At 71.4% G+C, this 25,063-nt stretch carries 24 protein-coding genes; 17 read left to right on the plus strand and 7 right to left on the minus strand.

Annotated elements, in window-relative coordinates:
• Positions 1-37: 37 nt before the first annotated feature.
• On the minus strand, positions 38-1,264 hold the full coding sequence (locus WME90_RS31355) for an ArsA family ATPase (protein ID WP_437275701.1): 1,227 nt from the start codon (positions 1,262-1,264) through the stop codon (positions 38-40).
• A gap of 194 nt (positions 1,265-1,458) precedes the next feature.
• Positions 1,459-2,001 carry a hypothetical protein gene (locus WME90_RS31360; RefSeq protein ID WP_437275702.1) on the minus strand — a complete coding sequence of 181 codons (543 nt, stop codon included), beginning with the start codon at positions 1,999-2,001 and terminating at the stop codon, positions 1,459-1,461.
• A 71-nt stretch (positions 2,002-2,072) separates the two neighbouring features.
• Between WME90_RS31360 and WME90_RS31365 the strand changes: the two genes are divergently transcribed.
• The 3 genes from WME90_RS31365 to WME90_RS31375 all read left to right on the plus strand — a co-directional run bounded on the left by WME90_RS31365 (position 2,073) and on the right by WME90_RS31375 (position 5,701).
• Positions 2,073-2,807 (plus strand): tyrosine-protein phosphatase, encoded by a 735-nt coding sequence (locus WME90_RS31365; RefSeq protein ID WP_437275703.1) that lies wholly within the window; start codon positions 2,073-2,075, stop codon positions 2,805-2,807.
• Between the two features lie 73 nt (positions 2,808-2,880).
• On the plus strand, positions 2,881-3,495 hold the full coding sequence (locus tag WME90_RS31370) for a TetR/AcrR family transcriptional regulator (protein ID WP_437275704.1): 615 nt from the start codon (positions 2,881-2,883) through the stop codon (positions 3,493-3,495).
• A gap of 85 nt (positions 3,496-3,580) precedes the next feature.
• Complete coding sequence (locus WME90_RS31375; RefSeq protein WP_437275705.1) at positions 3,581-5,701, plus strand: ATP-binding domain-containing protein; 2,121 nt, start codon at positions 3,581-3,583, stop codon at positions 5,699-5,701.
• On the opposite strand, the gene WME90_RS31380 is transcribed toward WME90_RS31375, so the two are convergent.
• Positions 5,649-6,941 carry a serine/threonine-protein kinase gene (locus WME90_RS31380; protein ID WP_437275706.1) on the minus strand — a complete coding sequence of 431 codons (1,293 nt, stop codon included), beginning with the start codon at positions 6,939-6,941 and terminating at the stop codon, positions 5,649-5,651. The genes WME90_RS31375 and WME90_RS31380 overlap by 53 nt on opposite strands.
• A gap of 384 nt (positions 6,942-7,325) precedes the next feature.
• On the opposite strand from WME90_RS31380, the gene recA reads away from it, so the two are divergent.
• The 4 genes from recA (at position 7,326) to WME90_RS31400 (ending at position 11,328) form a co-directional block, all read left to right on the plus strand.
• Positions 7,326-8,504, plus strand: a complete 1,179-nt coding sequence (gene recA, locus WME90_RS31385; protein ID WP_437275707.1) for a recombinase RecA — start codon at positions 7,326-7,328, stop codon at positions 8,502-8,504.
• Positions 8,505-8,526: 22 nt separating this feature from the next.
• Positions 8,527-9,030 (plus strand): SixA phosphatase family protein, encoded by a 504-nt coding sequence (locus WME90_RS31390; protein WP_437275708.1) that lies wholly within the window; start codon positions 8,527-8,529, stop codon positions 9,028-9,030.
• A gap of 307 nt (positions 9,031-9,337) precedes the next feature.
• The gene (locus WME90_RS31395) at positions 9,338-10,198 is read left to right on the plus strand and encodes a hypothetical protein (protein ID WP_437275709.1); all 861 of its coding nucleotides are present in this window, start codon (positions 9,338-9,340) and stop codon (positions 10,196-10,198) included.
• A 158-nt stretch (positions 10,199-10,356) separates the two neighbouring features.
• Positions 10,357-11,328, plus strand: coding sequence for an HDIG domain-containing metalloprotein (locus WME90_RS31400; protein ID WP_437275710.1), 972 nt, complete (start codon positions 10,357-10,359; stop codon positions 11,326-11,328).
• A 215-nt stretch (positions 11,329-11,543) separates the two neighbouring features.
• Here the strand turns inward: WME90_RS31400 and WME90_RS31405 are convergent, their stop codons facing one another.
• On the minus strand, positions 11,544-12,278 hold the full coding sequence (locus tag WME90_RS31405) for a hypothetical protein (RefSeq protein ID WP_437275711.1): 735 nt from the start codon (positions 12,276-12,278) through the stop codon (positions 11,544-11,546).
• 139 nt (positions 12,279-12,417) lie between these two features.
• On the opposite strand from WME90_RS31405, the gene WME90_RS31410 reads away from it, so the two are divergent.
• The 5 genes from WME90_RS31410 (at position 12,418) to WME90_RS31430 (ending at position 16,856) form a co-directional block, all read left to right on the plus strand.
• Positions 12,418-13,878, plus strand: coding sequence for a hypothetical protein (locus WME90_RS31410; RefSeq protein ID WP_437275712.1), 1,461 nt, complete (start codon positions 12,418-12,420; stop codon positions 13,876-13,878).
• A gap of 97 nt (positions 13,879-13,975) precedes the next feature.
• Positions 13,976-15,181 carry a serine/threonine protein kinase gene (locus WME90_RS31415; protein ID WP_437275713.1) on the plus strand — a complete coding sequence of 402 codons (1,206 nt, stop codon included), beginning with the start codon at positions 13,976-13,978 and terminating at the stop codon, positions 15,179-15,181.
• Between the two features lie 114 nt (positions 15,182-15,295).
• Complete coding sequence (locus WME90_RS31420) at positions 15,296-15,763, plus strand: peroxiredoxin (protein ID WP_437275714.1); 468 nt, start codon at positions 15,296-15,298, stop codon at positions 15,761-15,763.
• A gap of 274 nt (positions 15,764-16,037) precedes the next feature.
• The gene (locus WME90_RS31425; protein ID WP_437275715.1) at positions 16,038-16,418 is read left to right on the plus strand and encodes a hypothetical protein; all 381 of its coding nucleotides are present in this window, start codon (positions 16,038-16,040) and stop codon (positions 16,416-16,418) included.
• Between the two features lie 66 nt (positions 16,419-16,484).
• On the plus strand, positions 16,485-16,856 hold the full coding sequence (locus tag WME90_RS31430; RefSeq protein WP_437275716.1) for a hypothetical protein: 372 nt from the start codon (positions 16,485-16,487) through the stop codon (positions 16,854-16,856).
• Positions 16,857-16,998: 142 nt separating this feature from the next.
• Here WME90_RS31430 and WME90_RS31435 read toward each other — a convergent pair whose 3' ends face one another.
• Positions 16,999-17,940 carry a hypothetical protein gene (locus tag WME90_RS31435; RefSeq protein WP_437275717.1) on the minus strand — a complete coding sequence of 314 codons (942 nt, stop codon included), beginning with the start codon at positions 17,938-17,940 and terminating at the stop codon, positions 16,999-17,001.
• Between the two features lie 306 nt (positions 17,941-18,246).
• Here WME90_RS31435 and WME90_RS31440 point away from each other — a divergent pair, with 306 nt between their 5' ends.
• Complete coding sequence (locus WME90_RS31440; protein ID WP_437275718.1) at positions 18,247-19,062, plus strand: metallophosphoesterase family protein; 816 nt, start codon at positions 18,247-18,249, stop codon at positions 19,060-19,062.
• A gap of 128 nt (positions 19,063-19,190) precedes the next feature.
• On the plus strand, positions 19,191-20,012 hold the full coding sequence (locus tag WME90_RS31445) for an alpha/beta hydrolase (protein ID WP_437275719.1): 822 nt from the start codon (positions 19,191-19,193) through the stop codon (positions 20,010-20,012).
• A gap of 23 nt (positions 20,013-20,035) precedes the next feature.
• Here the strand turns inward: WME90_RS31445 and WME90_RS31450 are convergent, their stop codons facing one another.
• On the minus strand, positions 20,036-20,785 hold the full coding sequence (locus WME90_RS31450) for a metallophosphoesterase family protein (protein ID WP_437275720.1): 750 nt from the start codon (positions 20,783-20,785) through the stop codon (positions 20,036-20,038).
• Positions 20,782-21,786: a hypothetical protein gene (locus tag WME90_RS31455; protein ID WP_437275721.1), complete on the minus strand. Its 1,005-nt coding sequence runs from the start codon at positions 21,784-21,786 to the stop codon at positions 20,782-20,784. Before WME90_RS31455 ends, WME90_RS31450 begins: the two co-directional genes overlap by 4 nt.
• A 251-nt stretch (positions 21,787-22,037) precedes the next feature.
• On the opposite strand from WME90_RS31455, the gene WME90_RS31460 reads away from it, so the two are divergent.
• From WME90_RS31460 to WME90_RS31470, 3 genes are all read left to right on the plus strand, one after another.
• Positions 22,038-23,444 (plus strand): NAD-dependent succinate-semialdehyde dehydrogenase, encoded by a 1,407-nt coding sequence (locus WME90_RS31460; protein ID WP_437275722.1) that lies wholly within the window; start codon positions 22,038-22,040, stop codon positions 23,442-23,444.
• A gap of 108 nt (positions 23,445-23,552) precedes the next feature.
• Positions 23,553-24,335 carry a dienelactone hydrolase family protein gene (locus WME90_RS31465; protein WP_437275723.1) on the plus strand — a complete coding sequence of 261 codons (783 nt, stop codon included), beginning with the start codon at positions 23,553-23,555 and terminating at the stop codon, positions 24,333-24,335.
• 376 nt (positions 24,336-24,711) lie between these two features.
• Positions 24,712-25,053 carry a DUF1801 domain-containing protein gene (locus WME90_RS31470; RefSeq protein ID WP_437275724.1) on the plus strand — a complete coding sequence of 114 codons (342 nt, stop codon included), beginning with the start codon at positions 24,712-24,714 and terminating at the stop codon, positions 25,051-25,053.
• Positions 25,054-25,063: the final 10 nt, after the last annotated feature.

Here is a 25,063-nt window from a genome sequence, read left to right on the forward strand (position 1 = left end):
CCCCAGGGCAGCCAGACGAACGGACGGCTGCCCTCTGCTACCCCGCCGTCCCGGGAAGCGGCGCCAGCACGTCGGCGATCCTCGCGAGGCCGGCCACGTCGTGGATGTCGTACGGGAACGCCGGGACGTCGACGCGGACGCTGCCGCTGCTCTGCTCGTCCTCCAGCGCCGCCTCGAGGGCGATCAGGTTGAGCTGGTCGAGCTTGCCCATGCGGCTCTCGTCCCGGGCCGCCTGGAGCAGGCGCGCCGCGGCGCCGGGGGCGAGCGCGAGGTTGCTCCCGTCGAGCGCGGCCGCGATCTCGCCGACGCCGGGCAGCGCGCCGTACACCGGGTGGACGCGGTTCACGACGAACGCGTCGCGGCGCATGTCCTGCTCGCGCAGGCGATCGGCGAAGTACAGCACCTCGCGCACGCAGAGCGGATCGGGCGTCGTGACGAGCACGTAGGCCACGTCGGGGCCGCGCAGCGCCGACGCCACCGCGTCCGCCCGCTGCTTCCAGCCGCCGAAGACCGCGTTCATCTCGCTGATGAACAGCGCGATCTGCTCGAGGAAGCCGCTGCCGGTCAGCTTGCCGATGCCCCGCAGCACCGCGGCGGTCGAGCGCGCCAGCAGGTTGAGCGAGAGCTTGCCGGAGCTCTGGAAGGCCTGCACGAACCACCGCGTCGCCGCGCCGTCGATGGCGCCGACGAGGCGCTCCGGCGCGTCGAGGAAATCGAGCGCGTTCGCCGTGGGCGGCGTGTCGAGCAGGACGAGGTCGTAGCTCGGGTCGCTCCTGACCGCGTAGAGCTTCTCCATCGCCATGTACTCCTGCGTGCCCGCGAGCGACGTGGAGATGTACTTGTAGAGGACGTTGCCGAGGATCCGGTCGCGCTGCTCGGGCGACGGGGCGAGCGACGCGACGAGGCTGTCGAAGGTCGACTTCGTGTCGAGCATCATGACCGTCATCGAGCCGGGCACGTCGACCCCCGCCCTGACGAATCGGGCAGGCTCGATCGTCTGCGCCTCGGTCGTCATCTCCTCGAGCCCGAGGCTCTGGGAGAGGCGGCGCGCTGGATCGATCGTCAGGCACAGCACGCGCTTGCCGCGGCGGGCGGCGGCCAGACCGAGCGCCGCGGTGGTTGTCGTCTTGCCGACGCCGCCGCAGCCGACGCAGAGGATCACCCTGCGGGAGGCGAGCAGCGGGGCGAGACCGGCGTGGTCTGCCTGGAGGGACGCGTCGGCGGCGGGCGGGCTGTTCCGAGGGGGTGCGAGCGGGCCGGGCATTGCGCGCGGCCTGAGGCCGCGGCCCCTTGTAGCACGAACCGGGAGGGTGCGAGCGCTCAGCCTGCGGCGCAGCAACCGCTCAGCCTGCGGCGCAGCAACCGCTCAGCCTGCGGCGCAGCAACCGCTCAACCTGCGGCGCAGCGACCGCTCAGCCCGCGGCGCAGCGACCGCTCAGCCCGCGGCGCAGCGACCGCTCAGGCGGCGGCGCGGAGGATGCGCAGGCACCCCGCGGCGGCGCGGGCGATGGAGGCGCCGCGCTCCGCGGTACCGCCACGGCCGCAGAGCAGCACCTCGCCGCCCGCGACGGAGAGGCTCTGGACCTCGACATCTGCGGTGAGCACGGCGATACGCGAGCCGACCGCCGCGCTCTGAACGGCGTCCGGGTTGGCGAGGAGCGGGGCGTAGGCGGCGAGCTCTTCGCACGCCGGCCACGCGCCCGCCCCGGCGACGAGGCAGCCGCTGTCGTCCACGAGGACCACGACGTCCAGGTTCGCCTCGGCGCGGGTCGTCGAGAGCTGATAGTGCAGCGCGGTGACCGGATCGTCGCTGCGGCGGCGCCGCCGCTCGGAGGTAGGGGTCCCCTCATCCAGGGCCGGCGTACCCTGCTCGATCGAGGGCGCGCCCGGATCGACCGGGCGCTCTGCGCGGCCTCCCGGTCTGCCGCCGCGCTGGCCGCCAGCGCAGCCATCCGACACGAGCTGAGGCACAAGCTGCTGGTTCGATAACGAGAGCGACACGAACACCTCCTCGACGCGAAGGATGGTCGCAGCGCACGGGGGCGGCCAACTTTGCTAAGTTCGGATCGACGATGCGCGGCTTCATCGATCTGCACTCCCACTGGGTCGCGGGCATCGACGACGGCGCCCGCACCGTCGAGGAGAGCCTCGCCCTCCTCACCGCGCTCCGCGGCGCCGGGTTCGATACCGTCGTGGCCACGCCGCACATGCGCCCCGGGATGTTCGACAACACCCAGCGGAGCCTGAGGGCCGCCTACGACGCGACCTGCGCGGCGCTGCGCGGCGCGGCCGGCGCGCGCGACCTGCCCGCGCTCGACCTCTCGTCGGAGCATTTCTTCGACGACATCGTCTTCCAGCGCCTGCTCGACGGCAGCGCCCTCCCCTACCCGGGCGGCCGCGCCGCGCTCATCGAGTTCCCGACCCGGAGCTTCCCCGTCCGGGCCGCGGAGCGGATCTTCGACCTCAGCCGCCGCAAGCTCCGCCCCGTCATCGCCCACCCGGAGCGCTACGAGCCCGTCTTCGACGACTTCTCCTCGCTCGATCCGCTGCTCGACGCGGGCGCGGTGCTCCTCCTCGACGTCGCGGCGCTCACCGGCAAGTACGGGCGCACCCCCCGCCGGGCCGCCGAGCAGATGCTCGAGGCCGGCTACTACTACGCCGCGTGCAGCGACGCCCACGCCGCGAAGGACGTCCCCGAGGTGCGCGACGGCATCAAGGCCCTCTTCGCCAGGGTCGGCGAGGAGGAGGCGACCTTCATGCTCGTCGACGGCCCGCGCGCGATCCTCGACGGCACCGTCGACCCCTGAGGTCTCGAGCCGTCCGCTCGCTTGACGGGTCGGCGCCCGTCGCTATAAGCGAACGACGCGTTCACTATTCGCCATGGCGCAGTACCTCAAAGACGACATCCAGGAGAGCATCGCCGCCGCCGCGCTGACGATCTTCGCGCAGAAGGGGTACGAGAGCGCGACCATGGCCGAGATCGCCCGGGCGGCTGGCGTCTCGACGGGCAACATCTACCGGTACTTCGCGAACAAGGACGCGCTCTTCTACGGGGTCGTGGACGACGGCTTCGCCCGTGCCTTCACGCTCCTGCTCCGCCGCCGGGTGAAGGCGCTCGCCGGCGTGGAGGACGTCCGGACGCTCCCGCCGACGGCCGCGTACCACATGCTCTCGGAGGAGCTCCTCCGCTTCTGCATCGCGAACAGGCTGCGCGTCGTGATCCTCCTGGGGCGGGCCGGCGGCTCCAGGTACGAGCGGTTCTCCGAGGAGACCGTCGAGCGCCTCATCGAGCTGGCGATCGAGCACTTCCGAGCGCTCGACCCGTGCCTCTCGGTGACCGAGGTGATGCGGTTCAACCTGGACCAGATCTACCAGGGCCTCGTCAGGACGATGGTGAGCACCCTCGTCCGCTTCGAGGACGAGACCGCCATCCGAGAGGCGGTCCACGGTTACTCCAAGTACCACCTCGTCGGACTCAAGAGCTTCTTCACGTGATCTTCGCTTCGCCTCAAAAGTGAACGAACAATTCACCGTCACCAGCACGACCCCTCGCGGGGGCGAGGGAGCAAGGGGGCCCATCATGTTAGAGAGCACGCTTGACCTGCCCGTTGAGGCGCGCGCCGTCCTCGAAGAAGAGGCGACGCTCCTCGAGCGCGTGCGCGCCGCGCTGGACAGGGCGCAGGAGCGCGCGGCGCGCGTCGACCGGCGCGCGCCGCGCGAGCTCAGGTCCATCGCGGCGCTCCGGGAGCTCCGCGACGAGGCGGCCGCGACCTCGGCCGACGATCTGCCGGCGGTGCTCCTGGAGATGAGCGTCCGGCAGCGCCTTATCGAGCAGGAGCCCAGGGAGACGCTGCCCGACCCGCTCTGCCCGTACCTCGCCCACCTCCGGGTCGACGAGGGCAGAGGGGCGAAGGACTACCTGCTCGGCCACGCGACGTTCCTGGATCCGTCGGCCGACGTGCGCATCCTCGACTGGCGCGTCGCGCCGGTGGCGCAGATCTTCTACCGGTACCGCGAGGGCGACGAGTACGAGGAGACCTTCCCGGGGCGCGTGGCCGAGGGCGTGGTGAAGGCGCGCCGGATCGTCGTCGTGGAGCGCGGCGCCCTCACCCGGATCGTGGGCGACGGCCTGGTCCTTACGCGACGAAGCGACGGTCGCTGGACCCTCGCGGAGCGCGCGGCGCTCGCCATGCAGCCGGGCGGCGCGGGCACCGCCGCCCGCCCCGGGAGCCTCGGCGTCGGCGCCGGCGCCTCGGACCGCGCGAAGGCCGCGGACGTCACCGCCCTGCTCGACGCCGACCAGTACGCCGCCGTGTGCGCGCCCCCCGAGCAGCCGCTCCTCGTGCTGGGCAGCGCCGGGAGCGGAAAGACGACCGTGGCGCTGCACCGCCTCGCCAGGATCGCCGCGAACGATCCGGCGCGCTGCCCGCTCGCGGCCATGAACGTCGTCGTCCCCGAAGAGGGGCTCGCGCGGCTGTCGCGCCGCCTGCTCGCGCCGCTCGGCGCGGGGGAGGCCCAGGTGAAGACGCTCGACGCCTGGTCGTCCGCGACCGCGCGCGAGGTCTTCGGCAAGCCGATCGCCCTCTGCTCCGATCCCCCGGCGCTCGTCTCCAGCCTCAAGCGCCACCCGGCGCTCTACCGCGCGGTGAAGGACCGCTTCGCCGAGCTCGCCCCGGCGAGCACGACGCTCCCGCGGCTCCGCCGCCGCCTCGCCGACGTCTTCACGGATCGAGGGTTCCTCGAGGGCATCGTCGCCGCCTCGGGCGGGGACCTCCCAAGGAGCGCCGTCGAGGAGACCGTCCGGCACACCCTGCTGCAAATCGCCGAGCCGCTCGACCGGCAGCTCGCCTCGATCACCGTGGCCTCGATGAAGCGGGCGCTCGACGGCCGCCCCATCGCGGAAGGGACGCCGGACGAGCTCGCGGGGACGCTCGACGTCGACGATCTGCCGATCCTGCTCTTCCTGCGCGCCTCTCGCCGCGGCCTCGACGGGGCCGGGTGGTCGCACCTCGTGCTCGACGAGGCCGAGGACTTCTCGCTGTTCGAGCTGTTCGTCCTGGGGAAGCTCCTTGGCGAGACGCGCAGTGTCACGCTCGCCGGCGACGAGGCGCAGCAGACGTTCTCGAGCTTCGCCGGGTGGGACGCGGCGCGCGCGGCGCTCGGCGTGGGCGACGCGGCGATCTGCCGCCTCGCGGTGTCGTACCGGTGCCCGCGGCCGGTGACGGAGCTCGCGCGACGGCTCCTCGGCGAGCTCGCGCCCGAAGCGCCCGCGCGCGCGGCCCGGGAGGGCGCGCCGGTCGGGCTCTTCCGCTTCCCGAGCGAGGCGCAGGCGCGCCTGTTCCTCGCCGGCGCGCTCCGCGACCTCGTCGGACGGGAGCCCCGCGCCTCGGTGGCCGTCATCGCGCGGGACGCGGACGCCGCGCGGGAGCTCCACGCGCTGATCGCGGACCTGCCGGAGGCGAGGCTGGTGCTGGAGGGAGCGTTCTCGTTCGAGCCGGGCATCGACGTCACCGACGTCGACAGCGCGAAGGGGCTCGAGTTCGACTACGTCATCGTGCCCGACGCGACCGCGGCGGCGTACCCGATGAACCACGAGGCCCGCCGGCGGCTCCACGTCGCGGTGACGCGGGCGTCGCACCAGCTCTGGCTCATCTCCGGAGCGGCGTGGTCGCCGCTCCTCGGCGACGTGGGGTCGAGCTGACGCTCGCCGCGGCGCCCTGGGGGCGCGGTCCGGCCGGCGCGGTGACCGCGGCGGGAGGGATCGGGCTGTCCCCTACCGCCGCGGTCCCTGCAAGCGCGACCCCGAGGACGGCGGCCCCGAACGCCAGCATCACCTGCAGCCAGCGCCGCGGGCCGGACCGAGGCTCCGGCGCGTCCTCGACCGAGCTGTCCCCGGGATCGAGCGACTCGAGCGCGGCGCGCAGCTGCTGCGTGCGGAGGTGGGACGTGTGGCCCAGGATCTGCCCGATCCAGCCGGCGACCAGCGCGTCGCTGCCCGGGCTCCCGGCGCCCGGGATCGCCTCCTCGAGCGCGCGCATGAGCTTCGCGGCCGTCGCCGTGCGCGCGGTGGGCGACTTGGCGAGCGCCTCGGAGACGAGGCGATCGAGCGCAGGCGGGATCGGCTCGGGCGGCGGCGGCGCGCTCAGGCGCTCCGCGAGCCCGCGCCGGGACGGGGCGGCCCGCGACGACAGCGGAGCCGCAGGGCGCTCGCTCGCGATATGGGTCATCGTGCTCTCGCTGTCGTCGGCCTGGAAAGGATGAGCGCCCGACAGGAGCTCGTAGAGGAGCACCCCGACGCCGAAGAGATCGGACCGCCGATCGCACGGCTGCCCTCGGATGTGCTCCGGCGCCATGTACGGCGCGCTGCTCCTGAACAGGAACGCGCCCGCCTCGCCGCCCGCCGCGCCCGCCGTCGAAGCGCGCCCGCCGTCGCCGCGCAGCGCCGGGGGGCGGCGCTCGGACCTCCGCGCCTCCTCGAGCTTGGCGATGCCGAAGTCGATCAGGCGGACGAGCCCCTCGGACGTGATGAGGACGTTGTCGGGCGAGACGTCGTAGTGCAGGAGCTCCCGGGGGTTGCCGCCCTCGTCCCGCAGCTCGTGCGCCGCGTCGAGGGCCGCGCAGATCTGGTAGGCGAGCCTGGCCGCGACGAGCACCGGCGCCGGGCGCCCGCGCGCGGCGCGCAGCACCGACGAGAGCGGCTCTCCGCTCACCCACTCCATGACATAGAAGAACGTGCCGTCCGTCTCGCCCAGCTCCACGACGGGCACGACGTTCGGGTGCCTGATGCGCGCGGCCAGCGCGGCTTCGTCGAGGAAGCTCCGCACGGCGTCGGGATCGGGCGAGAGCTCGGGGCGGAGCACCTTGATCGCGAAGAGCCGCTGAAACCCGTGCTCCCGCCTGAGCCGCGCCGCCCAGACCTCGCCCACCTCGCCTGCGGCCACCCGCAGGACGAGCTCGTACCGACCCAGGGAAAACCCCGGGAAAAAGCGCCCCCCGCCCCCCACGCGGAAGGTGTGGCCCACAGTTGAAGAGTCCGCCAGTGCTCCCGCTGTGGGACGATCACGATTGTTACCTGGGTTGTGAGACTCGACCGCAATCAGGGGATCCTCGCGATCAGCGCTTCCGACCACGACATCACCGCCCTACAGAGGGCCGGCCGGGTCAGGCCGCTGGGCGGACGTTTTCGGTCCTATCCGGGATGCGGGGGTCTTGATTCCTGAACAACCGGACAGTAAAGCTGCCGGAAACTGTTGCCCTGCGCGGCGCGGGTCCACCTCCGCGGTCCCCTTCGTCGCCCCCTCCCATCGCTCCCTCCCGAGGTACGCATGAGTGACGAGAAGAACACCAAGCAGAAGTCTGCCGCCCTCGAGCTCGCGATCGCCAGCGTCGAGAAGGAGTACGGCAAGGGGGCGATCATGCGCCTCAAGGACGGGCAGACGCTCCACGACGAGGTCGCGGCCGTGCCGAGCGGCTCGCTCGGCCTGGACATCGCCCTCGGCATCGGCGGCTACCCGCGAGGCCGCATCGTCGAGATCTACGGGCCGGAGTCGAGCGGCAAGACGACCCTCACCCTCCACGCCATCGCGGCCATCCAGCGGGCGGGCGGGACGGCGGCGTTCATCGACGCCGAGCACGCCCTCGACGTGAACTACGCGAAGAAGCTCGGCGTGAAGACCGACGAGCTGCTCATCTCCCAGCCCGACTACGGCGAGCAGGCGCTCGAGATCGCCGACATGCTGGTCCGCTCGAACGCCGTCGACATCATCGTCGTCGACTCCGTCGCCGCGCTCGTCCCCAAGGCCGAGATCGAGGGCGACATGGGCGACAGCCACGTCGGCCTCCAGGCCCGGCTGATGAGCCAGGCGCTCCGCAAGCTGACCGGCACGGTCTCGCGGTCGCAGTGCCTGCTGATGTTCATCAACCAGATCCGCATGAAGATCGGCGTCATGTTCGGCAGCCCGGAGACGACGAGCGGCGGCAACGCCCTCAAGTTCTACGCCTCGGTCCGGCTCGACATCCGCCGCATCGGCGCCATCAAGGAGGCCGCCGCGGGGGGCAAGGAGCCGGCGGTCGTGGGCAATCGGACCCGCGTCAAGGTCGTGAAGAACAAGATGGCTCCCCCGTTCCGCGAGGTGGAGTTCGACATCCTGTACGGCCAGGGCATCAGCCACAGCGGCGACGTCATCGACCTCGCGACCGAGGCGAGCATCATCGAGAAGAGCGGCTCGTGGTTCTCGTTCCAGGGCGAGCGCATCGGTCAGGGCCGGGAGAACGCCCGCACCTACCTCGAGCAGCACCCGGCGGTGCTCGACAAGATCGAGGCGATGGTCCTCGCGAAGCAGGGGATCTCACGCGCCGGCGGGGCCGTCGCGACGAACGGCGCCGCGAGCCCCGGCCCGAAGGGCGGCGCGGCCGCTGCCGAGCCCCCCGCACAGGCGAAGGGTCGCGGCGAGGCAGCCTCGTCCGGCCAGGACGCCCGTCGTCCCCCGGGCAAGACGAACTGACGCCTGGCTGCTCCCCGACGTCATGCACCTCTACGTGATGCGGCACGGCCCGGCGGAGGATCGGGCGCCGAGCGGGCGCGACGCGGATCGAAGGCTCACCCCCGAGGGCCGCGAGCGCGTGGCGCGGGTCTCGAGCGCGCTCCACCGCCTCCGGGGCGGCGCACCGCTGCCGCTGGTGCTCGCGAGCCCCCTCGCGCGCGCCCGCGAGACGGCCGAGATCGCGGCGCCGCTCTGCGGCGCGCCGGAGGTCGAGCTCCGGGACGAGCTCGCGCTCGACGCCGACCTTCCGATCGCGCTGGCCACCGCGCTCGCCCGAGGCGGCGCCGATGCGCTGCTGGTCGGGCACCAGCCGAACGTGGAGCACCTCGTCCGCGCGCTCCTCGACACGCCAGGCCGGGGCGCGACAGGCTTGCTCCCCGCCGGCTTCTGTACCGCCCTGGTCGTCGCCCTCGAGCCGGAGGCGTCGCAGCGCGCGCAGGGCCGATGGCGCATGGCGCAGATCCTCGATCCCCGTGCGCTCGCCTAGCCGAGAGGAGCGGCGCGGCGTGTGCGCGCCGTGTCGTGACGGAAGAGAGAGAACAGGAGCAGAAGACGCGCGTCCGAGGCGGAAGGCGGCCTCGCCGGAGCGGCATCCCGTGGCCTTCACTACAAACTCATGAATTTGCAGTGGAAATCCAGATCACCGGCGAGCGCCGGCCGAGGCGTCCTCCCACCCCCACCGGGGGGGCCGGCCGTCCGCTTACATAGTCATAAATCCGAATGATTTCGACGTTCTCGGCCGCTCGCTTGACAAGGATCCCACCCGAGAATACGCCCAAATAAGGAGGATTGAGATGGCGGGACAGATGGCCTTCCCCTTCGCTCAACCCCCTCCAGGCCGTCTGTCGCGCAGCGGTGGGAAGGGCGCGGCGCGTACTTCCCTGTTGCCGCGTGTCTCCCGGGCGGTCGTCCGCGTGCCGGATCCCCGCCACCATCCGATCGACATCGACCTGCCGCCGGGCCAGCCGCACATCTACGTGCACGAGGGGGCGCGCCAGGCGCTGATCCGGCGGCTGGAGCTGGCCCAGAAGCGGCCGGTGCTGCTCTCGGTGACCGACAACTTCCGGCAGATGATCTCCTCCTCCCTCCGGGAGGGCATCCTGCAGGCGCGGGTCCACCACATGTTCCTGGATGCGCCGGCGGTCGTCCAGGAGGCGCTCGTCCGATACGTGGTGACCCAGGACCGGGCCGCCTCGCTCGTGGTGGGCCAGTACATCGACGAGAACGGCCACCGCATCCGGGCGAGCCGGCCGGTGAGCACGCCGCTGTCGACCCAGGGGCGCACGCACGACCTGCTGATCCTGTTCCAGAAGCTGAACCACGCGTACTTCGGCGGCGGGGTCGACGCGCTGATCACCTGGGGCAAACGGACCAAGGCGCGAAAGCCGAGGCGCACCATCAAGCTCGGGAGCTACTCGGCGGTCGAGCGGCTGATCCGCATCCACCCCGTGCTCGACCGGCCCTGGGTCCCCCGCTACTTCATCTGTTACGTCATCTACCACGAGATGCTCCACCACGTGATGCCGGCGAGCCACGGCAACGGGCGCAGGATGCTCCATCCGCCCCAGTTCCTCGCCCGCGAGCGGCTCTTCCGCGACTACGAGCGCTCCCTCTCCTGGGAGAGGGACCACGTGGGGCGGCTCCTCCGCACCTGACGCACTCATCGCCTGCGGACGCACCGCATCCGGCGGCGCCGAGCGACGAACCATTGCGCGAAGGTGCGGCTGGCTCTAAACCGGCGGACCCCCGTACGGGCCGCGCCAGCCGGCGCCCCGTGGGCGACCCCGTAACCTCGAAAGTGTGGAAGGCCAGCGTGCAGGAGATTCTCACCCAGGAAGCGAGCCCGAAGCGGGCGATGGAGGCACTCGAGTGGGCCGTCCAGCGAGCAGAGAACGCCGAGGCCGAGCAGCCCGAGGCGGGCGCCGAGCGACACGCCTCGTCCAGGGTGATCTCCGGGCGCCCCGCCGATTTCAAGGCCGCGGCCGCCGCTTACCTGCCTGACGTCCGCAAGCTGCTCGACCGGGTCATGATGAGCGACGACGCCGAGGCCGGGCTCGACGCCCTGCTCGAGTCGGGCGCCCTGGCCGCAATGCTGCCCGAGGTCGAGGCGATGGTGGGCTTCGGCGACGGGGAGTGGCGCCACAAGGACGTCTGGAAGCACACGAAGCAGGTGGTGCGTCAGGCTGTCCCGAGGATCGAGGTCCGCTGGGCGGCCCTGCTGCACGACATCGGCAAGACGAGGACGCGCTCCATCTCGCCGACGGGCGAGGTCCACTTCTTCGGTCACGCCGAGGTCGGCGCGCGCATGTTCGACAAGATCGACCGGCGGCTGCCGCTCTTCACGAAGGAGGAGGCGCTGAAGAACAGCATCCGCTTCCTGATCCTGCACCACCTCCGGGCGAGCCAGTACGATGCGTCGTGGACCGACAGCGCGGTGCGGCGGTTCGCCAAGGAGATGGGCAGCTGCCTGAAGGACGTGCTCGACCTGTCGCGGGCGGACATCACAACGAAGCGGCCCGAGAAGAAGCGGAAGGGGCTGAAGCAGATCAGCGAGCTCGCCGAGCGGGTGCTTCAGGTCCAGGCCGAGGACGCGGTGGTGCCGCCGCTGCCGAGCGGCATCGGCGACGCCATCATGCAGGCGTTCGGGCTGCCGCCGTCGCGGCGGGTCGGCGAGATCAAGCGGGCGCTGGAGGAGGCGGTCGAGGCGGGCGAGGTGGCGTCGCACCAGGAGGCAGACGTCTACATCGCGTTCCTCCGGGAGCACGCGGGGCGATTCGGGATCTGAGGGCGTAGCGCGGAGGGCCGCGGGAGGGGAGCCGAAGGGCACGGCCCCCATGAAATCGGACCGCTCAGGAGCGGCGGTCGTTCGCGGCGAAGAGCACACGCTGACCGGTCGCCCGCACAGGAGACGGGTCCAGCTCGGCGTCTTCGGCGCGGAAGCGCACTCCAGTGCGCTGAGCACCGAAGACGCCGAGATGGGCCCGTATCCGAAGCGGGCGCTCAGCGCAGGGGGGCTTCGCAGGTGACGCAGCGGGGGGGGACGCCGTCCTTGTGGTAGTGCTCGCCGCAACGGCCGCAGAGGCGAGCGTCGGCCTCGAAGGCGATCAGCTTGTCGGTCGCCTTGCAGCGAAGGCCGGCGAGCTGCGGCGGCTCCAGCGAGCGTACCTCGCCGGCGGCATCGTCAGGAGGAGGCAGCGCGCCTTCCTTGAGGTCAGCCACACGCGCGGGGATGCGCGACCTCGCCTCGGCCAGCACCCGCGCGGCCGCCGGAAGGTGCGCCCGCAGCGGGATGGCGATCGCGGTGCCGTTGCCCTGGACTGTGAGCGCAGCCTCCGTGAGCAACAGGCCGGTGACATCGTGCCAGCCGATGCGCTCGAGCTCGCCGGGTCCGGCCTCGAGCCCGACGCCGGCATCGCCGACACGGATCGACTTTATCGACCACTGACCGAAGAGCAGAGCCGCCGCCCCGAGGAGCAAGGCACCGAGGAGCAGGTACGGGGCAGCCGGGTGCGCTCCCGCCTCCTCGCCCCGGAACCACTCGCCGTAAACACCCGCCCCGGCCAGGAGCGCCGCGACGGACATGCCCAGCAGGGTGAGGCCAAGCTCGAGCGACGCCTTCGGCTCGAAACGTCGCTCGCTCCGCGGATCGGTCCGCTGCCGCAACACAACCTCACCGCCCTGCCCCGTGGTCCCCGAACCCTTGCGCCTGCGCTTCACCGGTCTGTCGGCTGCCATCGGCGGCTTCCTATCGGAGGAGACGCCCGGACGCAAAGGGGCTCGCCCATGCCAGCGCTCCGCGCGAGCAGCCAGGCAGGTGCCGCAGCCCGAACGCGCCGCAAGGACGGAGAGGTATGCTGGGACGGCGATGATCCCTATGCCCAACGCAGCGACGTACGTCCTGCCCGCGCTGGGCATCGGGCTCGCAGCCCTCGCGATCCTGGGACCAGGCTCGACGCGCATGGCCATCGGCGTGCGGGTGTGGGGGACGCCCGTCGCCGGAAGCGAGGCGCTGGCGCTCCGTGTCGAAGGGGTGCGCCGTCTCTACGGCGCCGACGATCCAGCAGCGCTCTCGCAAGTCGAGGTGAGCGCCACGTCTGCGGGGTCGCCGCTCGAGCGATGGACCGGCTCGCTCGGCGAGGACGGCATCGGTGAGGCGCTGCTCCGCGCGCCGACGGGGCTGGAGGACCCGGTGACCGTGCGGATCGCGCGGGGCAGCGACACGCTCCTGGAGCAGCGGCTCCCGCTGCTCCATCCCCTTCCAGCGGCGCAAACGAGCGCGCCGCCAGCCGCGGCGCACGCGACCGCGCTGCCAGGCACGGCGCACGGGGAGCTCCGCATCCGGGTGACAGCCGCGCGAGGAGCCCTGGCAGCTCCGTTCCCGGAGCCGGTGCGCGTCGCGATCGAGGCGCAGGACGGAACGCCCGCGGCAGGGGCGCGCCTCGAGGCGAGCGCCGTCGGGGCAGAGCTCGATGGGCGCGGCAGCGTCGAGGGGCACGGTGGCGTCGAGGGGCACGGCGGCGGTCCGGTGCGGATCACGGCCGACGCGCGCGGCACCGCGGAGCTCACGCTCAAGCCGCTGGCGCACACGGTCGAGCTCACGCTCCGCGCGACCCAGCCGGGGAGCGCATCGCCAGGGATACGGGGCGCGGACGGCACCTGGGAAGGGAGGCTTCCGGTGATCCCGGGAGCCATCTGGCTCGATCCGGACGGACTCGAGGGCGAACCGCCGGAGCTCCGGTTGATCTCCCCGGCGCCGAGGCCGCGCGCCTACGTCTCGATCGAGGGCGCGCGCGGCCGTGCGCTCGGGACGATCGTCCCGCTGGCGGCCGACGGGGCGGGCTTCTTCTCGGGGAGGGTGACGCTCCCGGAGCCGGTCGCCCGCGGCGCGATGGACGACTGGGCGGTGGTGGCGGGCGACCCCTACGAGCAGGGCGCGGGTACGGTGGCCTGGCCGCTCTCGTCAGCAGCGGCGCCGGCCTCGCCGCGGCGCGTGGAGCTGCTCGCGGACGGGATGCCGGCGGCCGAGGCGCGCGAGCGGGCCCGCGCCTCGCAGACGCGGCGCGCTGGCCTCCTGGTCCTCGGCGCCACCGGGGTCACCCAGGTGCTGCTGCTCGCGCTGCGATCCCGGACCGCGCGGCGCCGCCTGGAGGCGCACGTCGCCGCCGCCTCGGGCAGCGAGGGCAAGGACGGACCCCACGGCGCGCCGCTGTCCAGGGAAGATCGCGACCGGCTGCTCGCCGCCGTGCGGGCGGAGCCGCTGCTGTCGGTGCTCGCCCTCGCCGCGCTCGTCGGGCTCTCCTTCGCGGCGATCGCGGCGCTCGCCACCTTCCGATGACCCGAGGCGGACGTGCCGCGTCGTGGATTTGATCCGCGGCAGGCCCCGAGCCGCTAGACTGGGCGGCGGCACGGGGCGGGAGGACGACAGACAGGGCATGTCCGAGCAGCAGCGGTACCGGGTCATCAAGCGCCTCGCCTCCGGAGGCATGGCGGAGGTCTTCGTCGCCGAGAGCGCGGGGATCGAAGGGTTCAAGAAGCAGGTCGCCATCAAGCGCGTCTTGCCGCAGCTCAGCAAGAAGGAACAGTTCATCGCGATGTTCCTCGACGAGGCGCGCCTCTCGGCGCACCTGTCGCACTCGAACGTCGTGTCGGTGTTCGACATCGGCGTCGGCGACGGCACCTACTTCATCGTCATGGAGTACGTGGACGGCGCCGACCTGAGGGCCCTCCTCGATCACCAGAAGAAGGTGGGCCGGCCGATGACCGTCGAGGTCGCCGCCTTCATGGCCGCGAAGATGTGCCAGGGCCTCGCCTACGCGCACGAGCTCGCGACCGGGGACGGAAAGCCGCTCCAGATCGTGCACCGGGACATCACCCCGGCCAACGTGCTCATCACCCGCTACGGCGAGGTGAAGATCGTGGACTTCGGGCTCGCGAAGGCGTCGAGCCAGCTCGCCGAGAGCGACGCGGGCATCATCAAGGGGAAGTTCGGCTACCTGGCGCCCGAGACGGTGCTGGAGCAGGGCGTCGACAAGCGCGTCGACATCTTCGCGCTCGGGATCATCCTCTGGGAGATGCTCGCCGGGCGCAGGCTGTTCCTCGGCGACTCCGACTACATCACGGTGCGGCTGGTGCGCGACGCGGTGATCCCCTCGCTCCAGCAGATCAACAGCGAGGTGCCGCGCGAGCTGGAGCAGATCATCCGCCGCGCGCTCGCCCGCGACCCGGCGGCTCGCTACCTGACGGCGCGCGAGCTCGGGCACGACCTGACCCGCTTCCTCTACCGCTACGGCCGACCGGTGAGCGAGGACGACGTCGCCGCGCTCGTGGAGCGCGCCAAGGGCGGGCCGGCGCGGACGGTCGACGGCACGCAGAAGATCGCCGAGCTCATCGACATGATGCTCCTCGAGTTCAAGTCGCTCACGAAGGAGCCGACCGCCGGCGGCAGCGGCCTGAGCCTGCTGCCCACCCTGGAGGGCCCCACGATCATGATGCACGGGGAGGAGCACCCGAGCTCGCCGCCCCCGCGCAGCGAGGCGCCGCTCGGGGGGCTCGCCGACGAGCTGGAAGGCCCGGACTCGCTCCAGGACGAGTCCTCCTCCTCGGTGACGGCCTGGTTCCGCGGGCTCATCCCGCGCTAGATCCCCGCGCAGGCAGCGGCGTGACGTCCGCGCCGCTGCGCTTCCCATCCGCCCCATGACCGGCCACCTGCCAGGAGGAGCGTTCCTCCGGCCCACAGCAAAGGCAAAGAGAAGATGAGCGTCGAGATTGGAAAGCCGTTTCCGCGCTTCGCCCTGCCGAACCAGGACGGCAGGACCGTGAAGCTCGAGGATTTCGCGGGCAAATGGCTCGTCGTCTACGTCTATCCGAAGGACGACACGCCGGGATGCACGATCCAGGGCAAGTCGTTCACGGCCTCCAAGAGCGATTTCGACAAAGCGAACATCGCCGTGATCGGCGTCAGCGAGGACGACGTCGCGTCGCACAGGAGCTTCTGCGACAAGTTCTCGTTCACCATCGATCTGCTCGCCGACACGCGCCACGAGCTGCTCAAGGCCGCGGGCGTCGGGCAGAGCGAGTGGAAAGGCACCCTGTACTGGGACCGGACGACGTTCGTCATCGATCCGTCGGGCGTGCTGCGGAAGACCTACCTCAAGGTGAAGCCGGACGGGCACGAGCAGGCCCTTCTCAACGACATCGCGGAGCTCAAGGCCCAGGCCTGAAAGCCGCGACGGCCTGCAGCGGGCAGGGCGCAGGGAGGAGACGCGCCCCCTGCGCAAAAACTTGCTCACGCTGGATTCGCGGGCATGTCGCCCCTACCCTGTCGCCCTTGTGGCACCACGCCCTTCTCTTGCTCCCGGTCGAATCGTATCGCTCACGGCCTTCGCGGCGATCACCGCGGCGGCGCTCGCGACCGCTGTTGCGGTGGGCGCCTGCAAAAGCTCGGGGGGCGGCGGGTCCGGCGGCTCGGGGACGGGCGACGCCAGCGGCTGTCCGATGGGGCCACGACAGGCGCTGTTCACCATCACCGTGCGCGCGCCAGGCACCACCGTCCCGCCGGACACCACCGTTCACATCACGTGGAGCGCCGCGGACGAGCCGCTCTTCGTCCTGAGCGATCCGACCACCTGGAAGACGCTCGACGAGGCCAACCTGGTGTGCGCCGTCGATCGCGCGCAGCCTCCTCCCGAGGCGCTGGACGCGCTCGTCTGCGAGCTATGGACAGCCGGGGTGACGCGGGTGGAGATCTCCGGGACAGGCTACGACGACTTCGAGCAGACGCTCACGCCCGTCATGAACGAGGAGTGCGAGAGCTTCTTGCCGAAGAACGTCGATATCGAGCTCGTCCCGGCGGTCGACGGGGGCACGGGCGAGTAGCCGGCGGACGCACCTGGGCGAGGTGATCGCTGCCAAGCCCAGGCGCCCTCTCCTGTCGAAGGCAGCATGCGCCCCCATCCCCTCTTGGCCCTGCTCCTTCCCGCTTTCCTCTCCGCCTGCAGCTCAGCTCCCGAGGCGAAGGCCCCGGCCCCCCGCGGGCAGACGTTCCCCGAGGCGGTCGCGGTGATGTGCGATGTCGACAGGCGAGCCGGGCTGGATCCGGAGGCCGATCCGATCAGCGTCGGGCAGATGCGGTCAGCGTGGATCGCAGAGCACGTGGAGAGCCCCGATGGAATCGAGCTCCGCACGATGCTCAGCGTGAAAGGGGCCGCCGAGCAGGGCGCGATGCTGCGCGAAGAGGCCAAGAAGGCGGGACTCGCGCGCTGCGCGCTCGCGGACTCGCTGGAGGCGGACGGGACAGGCGGGCTATCGCCATAGGTCGGCGGCCCTTTGAAGCATCTCCGGACATGATCACGGATTTGATGCGCTGCTACAGCTCTCCGCCGCTGGCCGCTTACGGTCCCACGAAGACATCAGGAGACCGTGTTTCATCGCCTCGTCGGGCCGCATCCGTTCACCGTCAGGAGAGCACGTCCGTGGCCTCCTTCGCCCCGAGAACGTTATCGATCCAGCGGTCGAGGGTCGCGATGTCCGTACACGCCTGGACGCGCGCGCTCTCGCACTCGGAGAGCATGATCCCTGCGCGCGCGAGCAGCCGGAGCAGCGTGCCCCTTTTGGCCTTGAGCTCGCCCTCACGCAAGCCCTCGAGCTTGCCCTCACGCAAGCCGTCGAGCTTGCCCTCACGCAAGCCCTCGAGCTTGCCGCGATCGATGAGCTTCTGCACGAACGGGGGGAAAGTTGCCTCGCCTTCGATCTGCCGTTCCATGACCAACGCCTCCAGAGCCCGCCGCATGGGCTCACGCAACCCGTTCCAGATGACGTGAAAATAGACCGCCGCGTGCTCCTGGTCGAGCCGACCGAGGGCGGCGAGCGCGGACTGAACCACGGTGAGCCCGTTCGGCCCGTTGCCGTGCACCACGGCCGAGAGCACGGCGAGCTCGATCTCTTTCTCGGCTTCGGCAGGGTCGGTGATCTCGGGCACTACGGCTGGACCGAGCACCAGCGGCTCGACGTGGCCCAACCCCAGGCCGAGGTCGATGTTCTCCGCCGCCCAGGTGGCCACGCCCGCGTCCGGCGCTACGACAAGGACGATCGTGCCGCAGCGCTTCCTGGCGCGCACGACCGTGACGTACGTCGGCCACGAGAACTTCTTGTCGGGATCCTCGTCGCGCTGGACCTCGAGGACGATCGCCAGCGTGAGCGCGCCGCTCGCGTCTCGAAGCTCGAGCACCAGGTCGGCGCGAAACTCGACTGGGATGAGCTGGTCGAGCGACGACTCGACCACCGCAACCGAGACGTGCGGCGGCACCTCGACGTGGAAGAGCGTCGCGAGCAAGCGGGGCGCGAGCTCCGGGTGCTCGCGGAATATCTCGACGAGGGCGTTGTGCTCGAGCGTCGGCATGACGAGGGGCCTCGAGCACGGACCGTGCCGGCATGAAACGACGGGAAAACGCGAGGAGAAAGCCGACTCCGGGGTGGCGGCGCCATGGCGAACCTGCGAAGAGGCCCCCGCGACGGAAAGGCGGCGGCCCATGGGAGCTCGGAAGTGCGCGCCCTGTTGACGATCCTCGGAGGGCTCGCCGCCTCTGAACCGCGGCGGCCTCGCCGCCGCCGACAAGAAGCGCCCTCACTTCGCCGCGTGGCGAGCACCTCCCGCTCTCGCGCCACCTCACTGGCTCCCCCTCCCCTCCCCGCCTATCCTGCTCTCATGGCCGCGCCGACCCCGCTCCGCCTCGCCTGGGCGACCGACGTCCACCTCAACTTCCTCTCCCGCGAGGAGCTCGCCGCCTTCTGCTCCACCCTCGCCGCCACCGCCTCCGATGCCGTCCTCTTCACCGGCGACATCGCCGAAGCCAAGAGCCTCCGCCCCCTCCTCGAGACCGTCGCCCAGACCATCGAGCGCCCGCTCTACTTCGTCCTCGGCAACCACGATTTCTACCGCGGGAGCATCGCCGCCGTGCGCACGATGGCCGCCGAGCTCTCGGCCGCCTCCCCCTGGCTCAGGTGGCTCCCGTCGATCCCCCACGTCGAGCTTGGCCCGGACACCGTCCTCGTCGGCCACGACGGCTGGGCCGACGCCCGCCTCGGCGACTACGAGAGATCGCCCGTGGAGCTCAACGATTACGTGCTCATCCAGGAGCTCGCCTCCCTCGACCGGCGCCGCCGGAGAGAGGCCTTGCACCGCCTCGGCGACGAGGCCGCGGAGTATCTGCGCCGCGTCCTGCCCGTGGCCCTCGAGCGGTACCGGCGCGTCATCGTCGCCACGCACGTCCCCCCGTTCAAAGAGGCCTGCTGGCACGAAGGCCAGATCTCCAATGACGATTGGCTCCCGCATTTCAGCTGCAAGGCCACAGGCGAGGTGATCCGCGAGGCCGCTGAGCGGTACCCCGAGCGGCGGATCGAGGTGCTCTGCGGCCACACCCACGGCGCCGGCGTCGCGGAGATCCTCCCGAACCTCGTCGTGCGCACCGGCGGCGCCGAGTATGGCGAGCCCGCGGTGCAAGGCATCATCGCGACCGCGTAGGCCACCATCGCGCCGCGCGGCCCGCTTCCCCGCCGCCGTCGCGGGCGTTCATCCCACGGATCTTCCGGCCCCGACACGATGTATCCTGCGCGCCACGACCTCCGCCGACCGCGGCAGATCGGTGAGCCATGCCGACGAACGACCCCGATAGCCAGCTCGACGAGCTCCTTCGCGCGCTCGACGCGAGCGCTCGCTCCGCCAGCGTCTTCTATCCCACGCGGGTGCTAAACAGCCCGCCTGCCGGCGCGACCGACTACGACATCCCCGTGGCACCCGGGGTGACGCTCGGCGCGCGCTGGCACCTGTCCGACCCGGGCAACCCGACCGTGCTCGCCTTCCACGGCAATGGCGAGACCGCCCCCGATTACGACGAGATCGCCGTCGCCTGGCGGGACATCGGGCTCAACCTCTTCATGGTCGATTACCGCGGCTACGGCTGGAGCAAGGGTGAGCCGACGCTGCGCTCGCTCCATGAAGATCCCTTGAAGGTCTCCGACTTCTTCCTGCGCGAGCTCGCCGAGAAGAGCCGCGCCGCGGGCCTCGACGGGCCCCCGAAGCCGCTGCTCTTCGGCCGCTCGCTCGGCAGCTCACCGGCGTCGCGAATCGCCGCGAACCGCGGCGACTCCTACCGCGCGCTCCTCCTCGAGAGCGGGTTCAGCGACGTGCGGCAGCTCCTTGCCCTCTTCGAGATCGAGCTCGGCGAGCTGCGCGACGAGGCGCACCGCCGCTTCTCGAACCCGGAGCTCCTGAGGCACGTCGAGATCCCGGTCCTCGTCCTGCACGGCGCGCGCGATAGGCTGCTCCCGCCGGACCACGCCCGCGAGAACCACGCGGCCGTCCCCCACGACAGGAAAACCCTGCACCTCATCGACGGCGCCGGGCACAACGATATCCACCTGTTCGCGTCCGACTATTTCGGAGCGATACGGGCCTTCCTGCAGAAGCACTGAGCGAGAGCACCGAGCTCCGCTCGTCAGACCTCGAACAGCAGGAACGACTTCCCCGTCAGCTTCCTGAGCAGCGGCATCGCCACGTTGTACACCGGCGTCCCGTTCGACGTGTGCCCCTCGAGCGCCCCGTGGTGCGCGTGGCCGTGGAAGACCACGTCGGCGCCGTACAGATCGATCGGCGCGGCCAGCCGGCTCGTCCCAAGGAAGGGCCTTATCTCCACGTTCTCGCCGACGGTCGTCTCGAGGACCGGCGTGTAATGCATGATCACGATCCGCTTTTCGCTGTCGAGCTGGGACAGCGCCGCCTCGAGCTTCAGCGCCTCGGTCACGGCCTCCTGGACGAACGCCTTGAGCGGGCCCTCGCCGAACGCCTGCAGCGTCGCGCTCCCGAACCCGCCCATGAAGCCCTTCACGCCGGCAACACCGATGTCGTCGCGCAGGATCAGGTGATCCCCGTCGAGCACCTCGACGCCCGCGTCGCCCAGGAGCTTCGAGATCTCGGCGCTCGCCCCCCGGTCGAGGTCGTGGTTGCCGAGCACGGCGGCGCACGGCACCGAGAGCCCCGAGAGCGCGTCGGCGAGCACCTTCGCCTCGTCGGGGTGGCCGCGATCGGTGAGATCGCCGCACAGCACGAGCAGCTCCGCCTCCGCGTTCACCGCCTTCACGAGCTCGCGCATCCGGGCGCCGTGCTCCGGCCGGCAGTGCAGATCCGAGGACGCCGCGATGCGGCGCTTGCCCGGCTCCCCGTTCCCCCCGGCGACGGTGGCGCTCATGATCCCGGCTTGCGGGCCCGCACCGCCTCGACCGCCACCTCCGACCCCTCCGCGCCGCCCAGAGCCCTGTCGCAGTCCGACCTCCCCTTGCCGAGGCGAGGCCGCCCCGCCGCAGACCGGCGGCGCTTCCGGCACAGCGATCCCCGCGCCTCCTCGGGCGCAGCTGCAGCGGGCCCCATCACGAGCCCGAGCTTCTCGTAATCGTGCGCGTACTGCCGCCGGCTGATCAGGTTCCCCCGGCAGACCCGGAGCGGCGCGTCGCCGGCCCGCATCTGCTCCAGCGTGCGCCGGCAGAGCTCGTCGACGAGCCACGCGGGCACGCGGCTCCGCGCGCCCGGATAGACGAAGCGGTACAGCGTCAGGTGCGCGAACAGGACCTCCCAGTAAGGACCGAACCTGGCGAGGAGCCTCTCCCAGTCCATCTCGTCGCCGCACGCGTAGATCAGATGGTTCACGTCGGCGCCGTCGTACCGCTCCCGCTCGTCCACGAACGCCTTCGTGAAGATGATCTCCTCGACCGGCGCGATCAGGCAGGAGTGCCCAAGGATCGTGGCCGGACGCGCGTGCTCGAACCAGCCGCCGTCCACCACGGCCAGGCCGTTGCTCGACGAGAAGATGAGATCGATGAAGCGATCGCCGGCGTACGCCTTCCCGATCCACCGCGGATCGATGAGCTCCGTCGTGAAGCCGGCCCGCTCCAGCGCCCTGAACGCCGCCGGCACCTCCCGCTCGTCCAGCATCACGTCGAGATCCTTCGTGTCCCGGAAAATGCCCGTGTACGCAAAAAAGGCATACGCCCCTGCCACCATGAACGGCACGCCGGCGCAGAGGAGCGACTCCATCGCCCTCACCCTCACCTCCAGCTCGCCCGCGCGGGAGAGCTGGCCAGCGGGGTCGTCGAAGGCCGGAGGTGCGAGCGCCGCGCGCTCGCCAGCTCGCGGCGCCCGGGCCGAAAGCGCGTGCTCCGCGTCGCCTGCGACAGGGGATCCGCTGCGGACCATGCCCCTCTGCCTAATGAACAGGACGTGCGATGGCGACCCCCCTCCCCCCTCACGCGCCCGGAACATGCGCGGAACTTGCGTGGACCACGTCGGAAGACGCCGGAACGAGGGAAGAGAAGCGGGCTCGTCCTCGCTGACCATTGCACGACGTGGCGGGTCTGGCTCAAGCTCGCCTGCCGGGACCGCTCGGCGCGCCCCGAGCTGGCTGGCGACGGGGCACGGCCCCCGACGCTCGAAGAGGAGGCACATCCGTGAACACCGCCATCGCGACGATCAATCCAGCGACCGGAGAGACGCTCGAGACGTTCGAACCCCTCTCGTCAGCGGCGCTGGAGCAGAAGGTGGCGCGGGCGCACGCCGCGTTCCGCAGCTTCCGGCAGACCCCGGTCGCCGAGCGGGCCGAGAAGCTGCGCCGTGCGGCCATGATCCTGGAGGCCGAGAAGGATCAGCTCGGGCAGCTCATGACGATCGAGATGGGGAAGACCATCGGCTCCGCGATCGCCGAGGCCCAGAAGTGCGCGACCGCGTGCCGGTACTACGCCGACAACGCCGAGCGCCTCCTCGCCCCCGAAGAGGTCGCCACCGACGCCGGCAGGAGCTACGTGGCCTTCCATCCGCTCGGCGTGGTGCTCGCCATCATGCCGTGGAACTTCCCGCTCTGGCAGGTCTTCCGCTTCGCCGCGCCGGCGCTCGTCGCCGGCAACGTCGGCCTCCTCAAGCACGCCTCCAACGTCCCCCGCTGCGCGCTCGCCATCGAGGACATCCTCCGCCGGGCCGGCTTCCCGGAAGGCGTCTTCCAGGCGCTGCTCACGGGGACCGACGTCGTGCCTCGCCTCCTCGCCGACCCGCGCATCGCGGCCGCGACGCTCACCGGCAGCGAGAACGCGGGGCGCAGCGTCGGCGCCCACGCCGGAAAGCACCTCAAGAAGGTGGTGCTCGAGCTCGGCGGGAGCGATCCGTTCATCGTCCTGCCGAGCGCCGATCTCAACGCCGCCGTGGGGACCGCGATCCGGGCGCGCATCATCAACAACGGCCAGTCCTGCATCGCGGCGAAGCGCTTCATCGTGCACGAGGCGATCGTGCCGGAGTTCGAGCAACGCTTCGTCGCGGCCATGCGGCGCCTGCGGGTCGGCGATCCGATGGACCCGTCGGTCGACGTCGGGCCGCTCGCCACGGCGCAGATCGCCGCGGAGCTGGAGGAGCAGGTGCGGGCGTCGGTGGCCGCGGGCGCGCTCCTCCTCACCGGCGGCAAGCGGCTGAAGGGGCCGGGCAACTACTTCCCGCCGACCGTGCTCACCGACGTCCAGCGCCCTTCCCCCGCCGCCGACGACGAGCTCTTCGGCCCGGTCGCCGCGGTCTTCCGCATCGCCGACATCGACGAGGCCATCGACCTGGCGAACTCCACCAGGTTCGGCCTCGGGGCGAGCGCCTGGACCCGCGACGCCAACGAGCGCGAGCGCCTCATCGCCGACCTCGAAGCCGGCCAGGTGTTCATCAACGGGATGGTCGTGTCCGATCCACGGCTGCCGTTCGGCGGCGTCAAGATGTCCGGCTACGGCCGCGAGCTCTCCTCGTACGGCCTGCGCGAGTTCGTGAACGTCAAGACCGTCTGGATCGCCAAGGACGAACGGCCGAGGGGCTTGCCTGCATCCGAGTGACCGGGTGACCGAGGGACGGAGCGCTCGAGCGACCGAGCGGGCCGCGCGCCAGAGACGGCCAGGCGCCGCCGCTTCCCCGGCGTCCCGGGACGAGTGATGATGGAGGCCATGTCGCTCCCCGGCTTCACCGAGACGCAGTTCACGGACGACGGCGTGACGCGCGTGGTCTACCGCCGCGGCGCCGGCCCGGGTGTCGTCGTCATGCACGAGATCCCGGGCATCACCCCGTCGGTCGCCGCGTTCGCCGAGCGCGTGGCGGACGCCGGCTTCACCGTCTTCATGCCGCACCTCTTCGGGACGCCCGGCAAGCGGGACACGCCCCTCTACGTGCTCGAGCAGGCGGCCCGCGTGTGCATCAGCCGCGAGTTCCACGTGCTCGCATCCAGGCAGGCGAGCCCGATCACCGACTGGCTTCGCGCGCTCTGCCGCGCTGTTCACGCGGAGCTCGGGGGCAGAGGCGTCGGCGCCGTCGGCATGTGTGTGACGGGCAACTTCGCGCTGGCGCTGATGGTCGACCCCGCCATCGCAGCGCCCGTGCTGAGCCAGCCGTCGCTGCCCATCCCCGTCTCCCGCGAGCACCGCGCCGGGCTCCACCTCTCCGACGACGGCCTCCGTGCCGTCAAGGAGCGCGTCGCCGCCGGAACCCCGGTGCTCGGGCTCCGCTTCACCCACGATCCGCTGTGCCCGAAGGACCGATTCGACCGGCTCCGGGCAGAGCTCGGCGACGGCTTCGAAGGGATCGAGATCGACTCGTCTCCAGGCAACCCCCATGGGATCGCGCGCGCCGCCCACTCGGTCCTGACGCGCGATCTGGTCGATCGCGAGGGCCACCCCACACGTGAGGCGCTCTCGCGCGTCCTCGCCTTCTTCCGCGAGCGACTCCAACCCTGACCGCCCGCAGCGGACGCCGCGCCCTGGTCCGGGTCATGCGTGCTTGTCAAACGGCCGCCGCGAATCGAACGAATCGAGCGCATCGAACGGACCAAGCGACCTGAGCCGAAATCTGGGCTCGGCCGGACGTCACCGCATGTAGCCGGACATCATCGGACGTGCCCCGGCGCGCCCCGATGTGACCGATGCGTTCCGATGCGCCTGCGGCGAGGACACCTGCGCCGAGGATACCTGGGCAGATAGCGCCCACGCTGGAACACGCGAACGTCACGCGACGACGCGCGACGACGCGCAACGACGCACAGCCGGTTGCGTCTCCATGAACATCGACTTACCGTCATTCATTGTGTCGGACGATCCGGCCGTAGCCGCTCTGTTGAGCGAGTACCCTCCCGAAGCGCAGCAGCTGACCTTGCGCGTGCGCAAGCTGCTCCTCCGCGTCATTCCCGACGTCCACGAGCACGTCTATCCAGGCTGGCGGCTCATCAGCTTCCGGATGGGCGACGGCGACAAACACAAGATCTGCTGGCTCGCCCCGCAGCGATTCGGCGTGAACCTCGGCTTCGAGCGCGGCGCCGAGCTGCCGGATCCGAAGGCCCTGCTCACCGGCGACGCCAAGCAGGCCAGGAACATCCGTATCCGCTCCGCCAAGGACGTGGACGTCCCCACGATCGCCGCGCTCGTCGCGGCCGCCGTCGAGCTCCATCGGGGCCGGTGATGGTCGCGCG

Source organism: Sorangium sp. So ce375, assembly GCF_051473855.1.
Taxonomy (GTDB): domain Bacteria; phylum Myxococcota_A; class Polyangia; order Polyangiales; family Polyangiaceae; genus Sorangium.

What these genes read in the sequence shown, in the direction of transcription:
- WME90_RS31355 (WP_437275701.1), bottom strand. Translation starts at nt 1,264, where the DNA reads ATGCCCGGCCCGCTCGCACCCCCTCGGAACAGCCCGCCCGCCGCCGAC.
- WME90_RS31365 (WP_437275703.1), top strand. Translation starts at nt 2,073, where the DNA reads ATGCGCGGCTTCATCGATCTGCACTCCCACTGGGTCGCGGGCATCGAC.
- WME90_RS31370 (WP_437275704.1), top strand. Translation starts at nt 2,881, where the DNA reads ATGGCGCAGTACCTCAAAGACGACATCCAGGAGAGCATCGCCGCCGCC.
- WME90_RS31375 (WP_437275705.1), top strand. Translation starts at nt 3,581, where the DNA reads ATGTTAGAGAGCACGCTTGACCTGCCCGTTGAGGCGCGCGCCGTCCTC.
- recA (WP_437275707.1), top strand. Translation starts at nt 7,326, where the DNA reads ATGAGTGACGAGAAGAACACCAAGCAGAAGTCTGCCGCCCTCGAGCTC.
- WME90_RS31390 (WP_437275708.1), top strand. Translation starts at nt 8,527, where the DNA reads ATGCACCTCTACGTGATGCGGCACGGCCCGGCGGAGGATCGGGCGCCG.
- WME90_RS31395 (WP_437275709.1), top strand. Translation starts at nt 9,338, where the DNA reads ATGGCGGGACAGATGGCCTTCCCCTTCGCTCAACCCCCTCCAGGCCGT.
- WME90_RS31405 (WP_437275711.1), bottom strand. Translation starts at nt 12,278, where the DNA reads ATGGCAGCCGACAGACCGGTGAAGCGCAGGCGCAAGGGTTCGGGGACC.
- WME90_RS31410 (WP_437275712.1), top strand. Translation starts at nt 12,418, where the DNA reads ATGCCCAACGCAGCGACGTACGTCCTGCCCGCGCTGGGCATCGGGCTC.
- WME90_RS31415 (WP_437275713.1), top strand. Translation starts at nt 13,976, where the DNA reads ATGTCCGAGCAGCAGCGGTACCGGGTCATCAAGCGCCTCGCCTCCGGA.
- WME90_RS31420 (WP_437275714.1), top strand. Translation starts at nt 15,296, where the DNA reads ATGAGCGTCGAGATTGGAAAGCCGTTTCCGCGCTTCGCCCTGCCGAAC.
- WME90_RS31425 (WP_437275715.1), top strand. Translation starts at nt 16,038, where the DNA reads ATGGGGCCACGACAGGCGCTGTTCACCATCACCGTGCGCGCGCCAGGC.
- WME90_RS31430 (WP_437275716.1), top strand. Translation starts at nt 16,485, where the DNA reads ATGCGCCCCCATCCCCTCTTGGCCCTGCTCCTTCCCGCTTTCCTCTCC.
- WME90_RS31435 (WP_437275717.1), bottom strand. Translation starts at nt 17,940, where the DNA reads ATGCCGACGCTCGAGCACAACGCCCTCGTCGAGATATTCCGCGAGCAC.
- WME90_RS31440 (WP_437275718.1), top strand. Translation starts at nt 18,247, where the DNA reads ATGGCCGCGCCGACCCCGCTCCGCCTCGCCTGGGCGACCGACGTCCAC.
- WME90_RS31445 (WP_437275719.1), top strand. Translation starts at nt 19,191, where the DNA reads ATGCCGACGAACGACCCCGATAGCCAGCTCGACGAGCTCCTTCGCGCG.
- WME90_RS31450 (WP_437275720.1), bottom strand. Translation starts at nt 20,785, where the DNA reads ATGAGCGCCACCGTCGCCGGGGGGAACGGGGAGCCGGGCAAGCGCCGC.
- WME90_RS31455 (WP_437275721.1), bottom strand. Translation starts at nt 21,786, where the DNA reads ATGGTCCGCAGCGGATCCCCTGTCGCAGGCGACGCGGAGCACGCGCTT.
- WME90_RS31465 (WP_437275723.1), top strand. Translation starts at nt 23,553, where the DNA reads ATGTCGCTCCCCGGCTTCACCGAGACGCAGTTCACGGACGACGGCGTG.